Source organism: Streptomyces subrutilus (assembly GCF_008704535.1).
GTDB classification, from domain to species: domain Bacteria; phylum Actinomycetota; class Actinomycetes; order Streptomycetales; family Streptomycetaceae; genus Streptomyces; species Streptomyces subrutilus.
On record NZ_CP023701.1, the window covers coordinates 234,517 to 246,122 of the forward strand.

8 protein-coding genes are annotated in these 11,606 nt (G+C 70.9%); 2 read left to right on the forward strand and 6 right to left on the reverse strand.

What is annotated here, in order from left to right; genetic code table 11:
- Positions 1-293 precede the first annotated feature (293 nt).
- From CP968_RS01080 to CP968_RS01100, 5 genes are all read right to left on the reverse strand, one after another.
- Positions 294-1,643, reverse strand: a complete 1,350-nt coding sequence (locus CP968_RS01080; protein WP_229886794.1) for a glycosyltransferase 87 family protein — start codon at positions 1,641-1,643, stop codon at positions 294-296.
- Positions 1,644-1,852: 209 nt separating this feature from the next.
- Complete coding sequence (locus CP968_RS01085) at positions 1,853-2,704, reverse strand: aldo-keto reductase family protein (protein WP_150516192.1); 852 nt, start codon at positions 2,702-2,704, stop codon at positions 1,853-1,855.
- Positions 2,705-4,817: 2,113 nt separating this feature from the next.
- Positions 4,818-5,057 (reverse strand): hypothetical protein, encoded by a 240-nt coding sequence (locus CP968_RS01090; RefSeq protein ID WP_150516193.1) that lies wholly within the window; start codon positions 5,055-5,057, stop codon positions 4,818-4,820.
- A gap of 151 nt (positions 5,058-5,208) precedes the next feature.
- Positions 5,209-5,628, reverse strand: coding sequence for an SRPBCC family protein (locus CP968_RS01095; protein ID WP_167536734.1), 420 nt, complete (start codon positions 5,626-5,628; stop codon positions 5,209-5,211).
- Positions 5,629-6,278: 650 nt separating this feature from the next.
- Positions 6,279-6,440, reverse strand: coding sequence for a hypothetical protein (locus CP968_RS01100; protein WP_031140725.1), 162 nt, complete (start codon positions 6,438-6,440; stop codon positions 6,279-6,281).
- Positions 6,441-6,763: 323 nt separating this feature from the next.
- On the opposite strand from CP968_RS01100, the gene CP968_RS01105 reads away from it, so the two are divergent.
- Together CP968_RS01105 and tal are read left to right on the forward strand one after the other, a co-directional pair.
- Entirely contained in the window at positions 6,764-7,645 is an 882-nt protein-coding gene (locus CP968_RS01105; protein ID WP_167536735.1) for a SigB/SigF/SigG family RNA polymerase sigma factor, read from the forward strand.
- 594 nt (positions 7,646-8,239) lie between these two features.
- The gene (gene tal, locus CP968_RS01110) at positions 8,240-9,904 is read left to right on the forward strand and encodes a transaldolase (RefSeq protein WP_150516195.1); all 1,665 of its coding nucleotides are present in this window, start codon (positions 8,240-8,242) and stop codon (positions 9,902-9,904) included.
- Positions 9,905-10,573: 669 nt separating this feature from the next.
- Here the strand turns inward: tal and CP968_RS01115 are convergent.
- On the reverse strand, positions 10,574-11,335 hold the full coding sequence (locus tag CP968_RS01115) for a metallophosphoesterase family protein (protein WP_150516196.1): 762 nt from the start codon (positions 11,333-11,335) through the stop codon (positions 10,574-10,576).
- Between the last annotated feature and the right edge of the window lie 271 nt (positions 11,336-11,606).

Sequence of the window (11,606 nt, forward strand, 5' to 3'; positions counted from 1 at the left end):
CCCGGGAGGGCCCAGGGGGCCGGGCCGGGGAGACCGGCCCAGGGGTCCGGGCGACCACGCGCTGTCGTACGGCGGCGCCGGCGGCAGCGGGTCGATGCGCTCCCCGCCCAGCGTGACGACGCCCCTCGCCGAGACACCCATGCCGGGTCCGCCACCACTCCTGGCAGGCGAACCTCCAGGTCACGGAGTTCGCGACGCACGCACAACACAGCACGACCCTGCCCGCTGCGGAAGCGTCGGACCATGCGGGTGACGGCCATTGCGATGCGACACGTACACGAGCCTATTCACAGCTATTCACGCCTGTTCACGGCGCTTCTGAAGCGCACCGGCTTGCCCGTCTCACGCGGTCGCTCGGCCCCGCGGACCGATCGCACGCGTGAGCCGCGAAGGTCCACGGCGGTGGTGACCAGAATGGTGAGGAAGGTGAGCACGTAGAGATTGGCCAGTACGAATGCGAGCGGTCCGTCGGTCAGGACGGGTACCGCACCGTCCTCCATCGGATCGGCCAGGGCCAGCAGCACCGGGAGGGTGCTCGCGAGGAGTACGGCGGCCGGAAGCCACAGCGTGCGACGGCGCGGCTGGGCCGCCACCCACGTCAGGAACACTCCGAACGGCACGAGCCAGACCCAGTGGTGCCCCCACGACCAGGGCGAGACCGCGGCCGCGCAGAGTCCGCACAGCGAGATGGCCAGCACGTGCTCGCCGCGCCGCGCCGTATGCGCGGCAAGCGTCAGCGCCGCAACGCCGACAGCGGCGGCGATCACCAGCCACAGCCACAGAGCGGTGTCCTCGGGTACGCCGTTCTTGAGCAGAAGCCCCCGCAGCGACTGGTTGTGCCGGGACGCCGGATCGACGAAGATCCGGCCGAGGTCGGCGAACATCCCCCGTATCCAGTAGTCGGCCGCAGCGGTGGGGGTGAGGAGGAAACTGACGATCACGGTCCCTCCTGCGCACGCCGACGCCACTGCGGCCTGCCGGTATTTCCGGGTCACGATCAGATAGGCCACGAAGATGAGAGGGGTGAGCTTCAAGGCCACCGCGAGCCCGACTCCGAAGCCTCGGGCGGGGTGGTCCGTGCGTCCGGTCAGATCGGCCAGCACCAAGGCGACCAGCAGCAGGTTGATCTGGCCGTCGATGAAGGTGCTGTGCACCGATTCGAGTGCGAAGGACGCACCAGTGACCGCGATCACCACGGAGATGAAGAGGCGGGTTTCCATCGTGCCGAGCGACCGGCACGACTGCGCCACGATGAACACCATCAACGCGGTGTTCGCCAGCACCACCAAGACTGTGGCGGTTCCCGCGCTCACCAGGGTGAGCGGGGCGAAGAACAGGGCCGCGAAGGGCGGATAGGTGAAGGCGAAGTCCTCCCAGACAGGCACGTCGTAGAGCTCCCGACCGTCCAGCAGCGCCTCGCTGCCCGCTCGGTAGACCTGGAGGTCGACCGCCTCGGCGCCCATCGCGAACACCAGGCTCACCAGCCCGAACATGCCGAATCCACCGACGAGGAACGCGTAGCCGACGGCCCGAGCGCTCGGCCGGTTGCGTTGCGGCTTCACAGGCACCCCTTGGCGTGGTGGTCGGAACAGAAAGCGGCAGCGAGAAGGAGCGACTTGTCCGTCGGCCAGCAGGTCGGTCACGGGGACGGGTTCAATCCCTGAACCGCCGGCCGTATCCCGTACGCAGAGATTTCCGCGGCCTCCCGTGGCCCTCCCGCAGCGAGCAGCAACGGGCGCGGTCGCGCTGGTGCCGGCGTCCCGTCGAGTCGACGCGGCGCACGCAAGGCGTGCCGGGCGCCGTGCAGCGAACCGTCGTGACGGCCTTCCCGGAACGACCGGACCTTGGCACCTCAGCGAGGTGGAAGGACCTCCTCTTCGGCCTCCGGCCAGTCGCGATCGGCGGCAGTGAGCCGGTGCGCTGCGACGGCCAGCGGGTCGCGGACTTCCTCGGGCTGCCGGGAGCCGATGAGCGCGACGACCGGGACGGGCTGGGAGCTGGTCCAGTCGAGGGCGATGCCGGTTGCGGAGGTACCGGTCCGCTCTACCGGCTGACGGGTGCGCCGGACCCGGGCGGCGTTGGCCTGGCTGTACCAGCTCTCCGCGAGGGGACCGGTGCGCGGCTCGTAGAAGTGGGCCGGGGGCTGCGCGCCGCGGCCCCGGCACGCCCAGGAGTACGGCCGAGTGCCGCTCCCGACCGCACAGGCGCACCAAGCACGCGAGTGGGAAGTCTCGGTGCCCGCGCCGACGGGGTGGACCATGTCGATGAGGCTGTACTGTCCGGGCCGTGCGGTGAAGGCGTACCGGGTGTCGAGCAGCCGCCCGAGCGGCAGGCTGCCGCCCTCGTGGCCCTCAGCGCCCAGGAGGCTCGACCAGGTCGCGAGCCGCTCGGCGCACTGGCGCCGGGTGCGGTCGGGCAGCACCCGACTGTTGTCGCGGCTGGTGTCCCCGCACACGGTGAACTCCAGCGGGGTGGCGGGCACGTCCAGTCCACGGACGGCCGCCGCCCGGAAGGCGCGCAGCGGGTCACGCTGTGCGCCGACCATCTCGTGCCCGTGGGGCATCAGTGCGGTGCGGACGTGCGCCCGGCGGGGCAGCCCGGTGGAAGGTCGGCACTCCATCACGGTCGCTTCGTTGGGGAGCTGCTCGCCGTTGACCCGTACGTCGAGCAGGGCTCGACCCGGTCTGTCGTCGTGCACGTCCATCCGCAGGTGGGAGCGGAGTTCCGGGTCGGCCGGCAGGTCGTGCGAGCCGGGTGGGGGAAGTTGGTCGGCGGGGCAGCCGGACGATGAAGCCGTGCACGCCGTGGTCGGCGAGGCCTCCGAGCCGGGCGTTTGCCATGACACCCACGTCGGTGAGGGCGATCGCGGCCGACCGGGTGCTCTCCACGATGCCCGCGCGCAGCACGACCGTGCCGGCCGCGACCGTCGCCACGGTGCCGTCGGGGGCGCACACCAGGACTCCGCGGGCCCGTCCGTTCCGTACGTCCACGGCGAGCACCCCCATGCCGCTGCGAACCCGGACTCCGGGCGGCAGCGCGGGACGGTCGTCGGGTCCGCGCCAGGTGTAGAGCCTCGTGCACGCCTCCCAACGGTCGGCGCCCGGCAGGCGTCGGCGAACACGGGGCGGCGGGCGGAACGTCCGGCCGCCAAGGATGGTCCTGGCGGGTCGGGCGAGGTTCCGAGGCTGCCGCCGTTCCAGGCGGTGAGGTCGTCGGTGACCCGGCCGTGCCAGGAGGGCCCGCCGTCGGCGCCGGTGGTGAGCTCCGCGGCGACGTCGGCGGGCCGGCCGGGCGGTTGCAACGCCCAGTCCTCCCACGGCACCACCACCCCGTGCCGGTGCAGGGACCGGCCGCCCAGTCTGCGGCGCAGCCCGAAGGCTCCGGTGTGGTGCGGGCGCGCCCCCGACTGCCAGGGCCGGTGGAAGTGCGGGGCACGCTCCGATGCGAAGACCATCCCGGTCGCGGTCACAGTCGCGGTCGCCCGGGGGCGTGGCAGGTGCATGTGGGCGAGGCCGTCGGCAGGTCCCGCTTCCAGCAGCAGCACGTCATCGCCGCCGTGATCCGCGAGCGCGGCGGGGAGTTCGACGCCCGCGAGCCCACCGCCGACGATCACGGTCCCGCCGTGCCGCGGCACGGCTCCGGCACGGCCTGGGCTGCCCACCCTGGACCGGGCGGTGCCGTGCTGCGCTTGAGGACTGCCGGACATCGATGACCCCTTCCCCTGATGCTGTCCCGCGCCACCGGCCACCGGCCACGAAGAGACGACCGGCGACACCCGGCTGGCCTGTTGCCGCAGCGTACCCATCCGTTCGAATCCATGTGTTCCTCGGTCGAACACCGAGAGGACGTCCGTGGTGCCGCCGGCGAGCGGCGGGTCGGGCAGGCTGCGCGCAACCTGTTCGACCTTCTCCCCCATCCCCTTGAGCAGTTGCGGGCGGGAAAGAAGGTGCGGTTCTCCTCGTCCTAGCCGATTCCGATGAGCAGCGTCCCTTCGTCGACGGCAGAGGCGGCCATGTCCAGGGCGAGCTCCTCGTTGTCGCCCTTCGTAACGGTTGGCCGCGGCCAGAGCGGCCGCAGCACCACCAGGCCCGGACGGCCAGCCCGGCGGGCGCCCCCAGGGTGCCGGTGGCGAGCGGTACGGAGCGCTCCTCGCGGAGGTCGGCCGACCCGTTCCCCGTGGCGTGGGCGGTGAGGGTGTCGAGGAGCCGGTCACTCGGTCTTGGCCGGACTGGCGGAGCGCCGCGAGCGCGGGGGTTCGGAAAGCGGGCGCGCACTGTCGTCTGACCCGGGTGTGGTGCGGCGGGTCGAGTCCGAGCAGGCTGGGCTCGTCCAGGTCGGCGGACGTCATCCGCGGTCCGCCCGGCGCGAGCAGGCCGCGGCGGCTGAGCCGGGGGGCGCGCAGGGCCTGGGCGACGGCGGCGTGGCGGACGGCGAGATGCGCGGGGTGGCTGCAGTGCATCCGTACGCGCGTCATCCGGTCGTGGTCGAGGAGGTCGAGGTGGGGCACGGGCGCGAGGCAGGTGCTCGCGCGGGAACGGGCAGGCGAGCATCAGGCCCCCTCGGACCGCGGCCGGCCCCCGGCAGAGGGGTCGGCGGCGTCCGGGGGCGGTGGTTCCGAACGGGTCCTGGGTGGAGAGGTGTGTGCGGCGGGGGTTGGCGCTCGGGTGACCGCACCACTGTCGCCCTCTGCGGGAGTCTGACTCAGGCACCCGTCGCCGCTGATACGACGGCGGTCGCCGCATCGACCAGGGCCCGACCCGATCCGCACCCTCGGACGGTCGGGCCCTGTCGCGCCCGTGAGGGGCGTGGCGCAGGGGTCACATGTCCCCGTGCGGTTCGTCGGCGCTTTCGTACCGGGCCAGGGCCTGCCCCAGGCCGAACCAGGTCGCCGGCCAGGTGGCGATGAAGATCCCCCACCGGTCTGCCCGGTCGATGCCCGCCGGTTCCACCTTCATCGACGTCACCCATGAGGCGACGGACAGACCGATGGTCAGGCAGGCGATGGTGTTCGCATGCTCACTGCGCAGACCCTTGTCGTGCAACAACTTGACGATCATGGCGCTCCTCGCGGATCGACGACGGAACCTCCACCGTCACCCAGACGCCCGCCTCGCGCATCCCGGGCACCAGCCCCGAGGGTGCGGACGGGGCCCTTCAGGCTCCCGCGCGAAGGCGGACGTCACGCGGTGAGGCGCCACCCGGCGCGAGCTATCGTCCGGCTTCGGCTGCCTCGACGGCGGCCTTGATACCCTCCAGGGCTTCTGTGAGCCCTTCGTCGACCTGGGCGCCTTCGACGCGCTCGGTGTGCAGTTCCACCGAGAGCCGTGAGTGCTCCGGGTCGTCTCCGGCGGCGACGTGCAGCCGGCCGCGATAGTCGTGCGGGCCCGGCGCGCCCCACTCCAGGGACGTGCCCTCTTGCAGCACGCGGATCCACGCCTCGCTCTTGACGTCCTGCTCGGGCTCGCCGGGCGGTTCGATGTGCGCGGTGACGGTGACCTTGTCGCCGTCGTGCGGCCTGGCCGAGGTCAGCCGCGGCATGTAGGCGGGGAGGTTCTGTACGTCGGCGAGGTAGCCGAACAGCGTGGCCGGGGGTACCGCCACGGTGATCGCAGTGTCGTAGTCACCCATGTGCATCCCGTTCCCTGCGACCGCGAGACGCAAAACGGTACGGACCCGTGCCGGCGATTCCGCGACACCCACCGGCGGCACCGCACCCGGCCTCGTTCCAGGGGTGGCGCGGTCAGGCCGGCAGGGATAGCGGGCCAGCGAAGTAGACCCGTCTGGCGCAGCTCCCGCAGGGTCGTGTGTCCGGAGCGAGGCGTGCGGTTGCCGGGGCGGGCTGACGGCGACCCCGCCGCCGGGCGCGGCAGCGGGACCGTCACACGGATACCGGCCCGGGATGGACGAGCAGGTGGGCACCCTGTCATCGCCCTCGACGTCCGCGGCGGCCCGACGTCACGCCGATTGGGCCGTTCAGGTGCACAGACGGCTCTCGGGCCCGTCGTGATCGCCGTCGCTCTCCTCGTTGAAGACGAGCGCGACCGCGACGACTCTTAGGCGAGCGCGGAACCCACGCACGCAGAACTCAGCCGGGCCCGTGGCCATCGGCTGAGCGTTGACCGCTGCACCGTCCCCCAGGCCGATGCCGTCCTCTCGCAGCACACCAAGCTCGCCGTCAGAACCGGGAGGACGCGGGGCATGCCGCTGGCCGGTTCCCCATCCGGATGGGGAACCGGCCAGCGGCGCGCAGTGTCTGAACTGCGGTTGTTGCTGTTCGGCTACCAGCGGTACCAACGGCCGCTGCCGCCCTTGGGACGGGCGACGAAACCGATGAGCCACAGGATCAGGACCGCGATGGCGACCCACCAGAGAATCTTCACCGCGAAACCCGCGCCGAAGAGGATCAGGGCCAGCAGAAGAACGAGAAGCAGGGGAACCATAGTTATTACCTCCGAGACACCGTGTGCCCGGCGACACAGCAGGCATGCATTGGATCTTATGTGTTTCTTATTCCGACAGGCGGGCACGAGGCCGGATCATCGACCTCTCGCTTCAGCACCTTCGACAGCATGGATGCCGCGCGAGATTGAGGTGCGAATCTACCCGTATGTAGCGGTATGGCATGCACGTACAGCACGACGTAGGAAATGGATTTCACGCATTGCTTGACGGGTGTGCAGGGGAAGGGTGATGCTCTGTGCGCGGCCACCCAGGACGCGATGCCGGGGAAGTCCCCCGGCGGCGGAGCCGAGCCCTCAGGGAGTTGAAAGTGAACATCCTCGCCACGCAGCGGTCGACCGGTACGACGCGGGAGCACGAGGCCGCGCCCGGGCCCGTGGCTCCGCTACCGCGGGTCGCCAATGCCCGCGAGGTGGCCCCGGGTGACGCCCGCGCCCTGTCGAAGGTCTTCTTCGAGCGGCTGCGCAGTCTGGAGGAAGGCACTCCGGAGCGGCAGTACGTCCGCAACACCCTGATCGAGATGAACCTGTCCCTGGTCCAGTTCGCCGTGCGCCGCTTCCGCAACCGCACCGACGGCACGGACATGGAGGATGTCATCCAGGTCGGGACGATCGGCCTCATCAAGGCCATCGACCGCTTCGACCCGGCCCTGGGCAACGAGTTCGCCACCCTGGCCCTCCCCTACATCACCGGGGAGATCAAGCGGCACTTCCGCGACACGACGTGGGCGGTCCACGTCCCGCGGCGCCTGCAGGAGCTGCGCCTTCAGCTGGCTCGTGGCAACGAGGATCTCAGCGCGGCCCTCGACCGGGCGCCGACGGTCAAGGAGCTGGCGGCCCATCTGAAGCTGACCGAGGACGAGGTGGTCGAGGGGCTGGTCGCCGCCGCCGGCCACTCCAGCCAGTCCCTCGACCACGAGTCCGACGACTCCGACAGCAACCCCCGACCTCTGGCCGAGGTCCTCGGCGCCGACGACTCCGCTATGGAACTCTTCGAAGACCTCCACACTCTCGCTCCTCTCTTGGAACGCCTTGAGGGACGCGAGAGGCTCATCCTGCAGATGCGCTTCGGCCAGGAGATGACGCAGGCCCAGATCGGCGAGCGCCTGGGAGTCTCTCAGATGCAGGTCTCGCGGATCCTCGCCCGCACCCTCGCCCGTCTCCGCGAAGGCATGCTCGCCGCTTGAGAGAGGGGGCGCCCGTTCCGCGCCAAGTCCGTCGACATCCGTGAGCCCGGCCACCTGGACCGGGCTCAGGCCGAGGGCCCGGTCGTGCCCCTGCCACGCGGTATCAGTGGGTCGGACGCCAGTGGCCGCCCGGACTCGGCTGCGGGGCGACACCGGCCAGGTCGAACGTCACCCCTCCCACGCCCACTGGGCCGTACCCGCTCTGACCTGCGGCCTGATCGTCCTTGATGCCCTCGACGGCGAAGGTGAGCGCCGATGGCGACGGCCCAGACGGGAGTCACCGTCACACCGCGTGCCGGGCCGCGCCACGTCGGCTGGTCCGAACGGCCCGCAGGACCACGTAGGCGCCTTGATGACGTGCACCGTTCCGGCGAGGCGCCGACCGCGCACGTCTGGGAGGGCACCCTCCTGTTGTGGGGGCCCGGTCGATCCCGGGTGAGCCGTCGTACGGGCATTTCGGGTATCGCGCTTGCCCCGGGGTGATCCGGGCAGGTGCGGAGGGAACCACCGTGCCGAGCGTCGCCGCCAGCAGTTCACCCACCGGGTGAAGGCATCCTCAGTGTGGGCGCCGCCGCACCGTTCTGGAGGTTTCGCATGTCCCTCTCAACCGGCTCCGGCCCGCTCGCCGACCTGTCCGCGGCCGGGGTGTCCATCTGGCTCGACGACCTCTCTCGTGAACTTCTCGCAGGTGGGGAGCTCAGGAAGCTGATGGCGGACAAGCACGTCGTAGGGGTCACCACGAACCCCACGATCTTCGCCTCCGCCCTGTCGAAGGGGGACCGGTACGCCGAGCAGCTGCGCCGGCTCGGCACCGCGGGTGCCGGCGTCGACGAGGCGGTCTTCTCCCTGACCACCGACGACGTACGGGACGCCTGCGCCACCCTCGCGCCGGTCTACGAGCGCAGCGGCGGAATCGACGGACGGGTCTCCATCGAGGTGGACCCGCGGCTCGCGCGGGACGCCGACGCCACCACGGCCATGGCCCGCAAGCTCTGGGACGCAGTCGGCCAGCCGAATCTGTTCATCAAGATTCCCGCCACCCGCGAGGGACTGAAAGCGATCACCGCCGTCATCGCCGAGGGCATCAGCGTCAACGTCACGCTGATCTTTTCGCTGGACCGCTACCGCGACGTGATGGGCGCCTACCAGAGCGGCCTGGAGCAGGCGCAGGCCGCCGGACACGATCTGGCGCACATCCACTCGGTCGCCTCGTTCTTCGTCTCCCGGGTCGACACCGAAGTCGACCGCCGCCTCGATGCGATCGGCACCCCCGAGGCCCGTCGACTCAAGGGCAAGGCCGCGATCGCCAACGCCCGGCTGGCGTTCCAGGCGTACGAGCAGATGCTCCTCGACCCGCGTTGGCAGCGCCTCAGCGCGGCCGGCGCGCGCATGCAGCGTCCGCTGTGGGCGTCCACCGGAGTCAAGGACCCGTCCTATCCCGACACGATGTACGTCAGTGAACTCGCCATCGCCGGCACCGTGAACACCATGCCGAGGACCACCTTGGAGGCGTTCGCAGACCACGGCACCCTCCCCGGCCACGCGCCGACGACGGACGACTTCACGGCTGCCGCCCACCACCTCGAAGCACTGGAACGCGTCGGCGTCGACTTCACGGACGTCACCGACACCCTGGAGCGCGAGGGCCTGAGCAAGTTCGAAGCCAGCTGGACGGAGCTGGGCGAGTCGGTGGAGCGCGAAATGCACGCCGAAGTCGGCGACGCGGACGATGCCGTCGGGGCCCTGGCTGGCGACTCCGAGAGCGCCGAGTTTCTGGCGATCTACCTCAACGACCACTTCACGGGCGCCACCGGCGGCCTGGAGCTGCTGCGCCGGGCCGCCGGTGCCCGCAAGGACACGGAGGCCGGGGCGACGCTGGGCGCCCTGGCGCAACAGGTCGCCGAGGACCGTGAGGCGCTGGCCCGGATCATGACCGATCTGGGCGTGGCCACCAGCCAGTCCAAGGCGGCGATGGGCTGGCTGGCCGAGAAGGCGGGCCGGCTCAAGACGAACGGCCGCCTCCTCACCCGCTCCCCGCTCAGCGACGTCCTGGAAGCGGAGTCCATGTTCCTCGGCGTGCACGGCAAGGCAGCCTGCTGGCGGACCCTGCGCATCCTGGCCGAAACCGACGACCGGCTCTCCGCCGACCACTTGGACGCACTGCTGGAACGCGCCGAGCAGCAGAGCACCACCCTGGAGCAGCTGCGCTCCGAGGCGGCCGCCCGGACCCTGCGCCCTCGATCACCGACCGCACGATGACGGCGGCACGTGGGTGCGCCCGGCACCCTCATCAGCCCACAGCGCTGCACCGATCCGGGACTCGTCGGCGCCGTTCCGTCGGCATCCGTGCGTGATCGGACACAGGGCAGCAGCCAGTGGTGAGGCCCTCTGGGCATGATCTTCCTGGCAGAGCGGCTCGGCGCGCCCCACAGCCTGATGGGGATCGGCGCAGGCGGGTATTCGGGCCGCGGGCGGCGCTCTGCGACCCGACTGCCGGCGACGCCAAGGGGCCCCGGTGTGGGTCGGCTCAGCCGGCGCCCTACGCCCGGGAGACTTCGATGGGTACAAGCACCCGGGCTCGTGGCGTTCTTCGCAGTTCACTGCCTCCGGTCAGCGCAAACGTCCCACCCGCGGAGCGCCACCCAGGGCGCCTTGCGCGGCCAGCAGCAGGATGTTCGGGTGGGGCAAAGTCCGCAGATCCCGTTCGAGCGCCCGGCACGGTCGGTTCTCCGTCGGTCCGGGTGGTGTGGTACTCGCGTTTCTGGTCGACCCGGCGGCTGGGCATGAACACTCCGACCTATCGAGCCCGACCGCTCGCGTGCCGGCTTTCCTCGGCGACCGTCAGCGTGAGATGCCCGCGCCGGTCCCAGGGCACGACGAGGCGCCCGCCGAGGCGGCACGGTTCGGCGCCGACCGGCTGAGCGGGTGTCACGGTGTGTGGTCGCGCCCGTCCTGTGGGGAGAAGGTTGCGAGGGCGTCGGCGTCGGTCGCGCGAGCGTGCAGGTAGTAGTCGGCCCATTCGGTGATGTCGGGGTAGGAGGAGTCCTGGCTGAGCCGGGTGGCTGCGGCCTGGAGGTCGAAGTGCGTGGTGCGGAGTTCGACGCCCGGGCCCAGCAGGGCCCAGTGTGCTCCGGGTCGTCCGTAGGGCATGCCGATGCTGCCGGGGTTGATCACGAGCCGGCTGTGGGCGAGGCGGACGAACGGCATATGGGTGTGGCCGCAGACCACGGTGCGGATGTCGGTGTCGAGTTCACTGAAGACTTCCTTCCAGCGGTCGAGTCGGGAGTCGACCAGGACGACCTCCTCGTCGTCGCGCGGGGTGGCATGGCAGAACAGCACCTTTCCCAGGCCGTTCAAGGACAGGGAGAGCGATCGTGGAAGCGAGCCGAGGAGGTCGAGATGGTCCTCGCGAAGCTGTTCGGCTGCCCAGGGGGCGATCGGGTCGGGGATCGTGTCGCGTCGTCCCCGGCGGTATTCGAGGAGTTCGCGGTCGGCGTTGCCGCTGATCCAGATGACGCGGTCGCCGAGGCTGGTCAGCAGGTCGAGAACCCGAGTCGGTTGCGGGCCGGCGGCGATGTCGCCGGTGACCACGATGTGATCGGCGGCGCCGACGTCTGGTTCGGCGAGTACTGCCTCCAGAGCAGGCAGGACTCCGTGAATGTCGGACAGAACGGCTACTCGGTTCAGCATGGTCACCACTGTGGGGTGGAGGCGACCGAGCGGTGTGATCTTTCGCCCGCCGCGTAGTTCAGGGCGGCCGTTGCGCGTGTGTGGCCGCCGGGTGCGTGGTTCTTCCAGGGAGCTCCGGCTTCGGTGGCGATGCGGTGTTCCTCTTGCCGTGGTAGCCCAGTGCCTGGGCGATGACGGGCACCGGGGCCTGGAGGACGAGCCGGCTGTTGGCCGAGGTGCGGCCGTTCTCGGTCGGGACGCCGATCCCTACGCCGAGGCCAGGTCGTAGAAA

Bases quoted from the DNA above. Each gene is read 5' to 3' on its own strand.
- CP968_RS01090 (WP_150516193.1), bottom strand. From the start codon at position 5,057: ATGATCGTCAAGTTGTTGCACGACAAGGGTCTGCGCAGTGAGCATGCG.
- tal (WP_150516195.1), top strand. From the start codon at position 8,240: ATGTCCCTCTCAACCGGCTCCGGCCCGCTCGCCGACCTGTCCGCGGCC.
- CP968_RS01100 (WP_031140725.1), bottom strand. From the start codon at position 6,440: ATGGTTCCCCTGCTTCTCGTTCTTCTGCTGGCCCTGATCCTCTTCGGC.
- CP968_RS01085 (WP_150516192.1), bottom strand. From the start codon at position 2,704: ATGGACGTGCACGACGACAGACCGGGTCGAGCCCTGCTCGACGTACGG.
- CP968_RS01115 (WP_150516196.1), bottom strand. From the start codon at position 11,335: ATGCTGAACCGAGTAGCCGTTCTGTCCGACATTCACGGAGTCCTGCCT.
- CP968_RS01095 (WP_167536734.1), bottom strand. From the start codon at position 5,628: ATGGGTGACTACGACACTGCGATCACCGTGGCGGTACCCCCGGCCACG.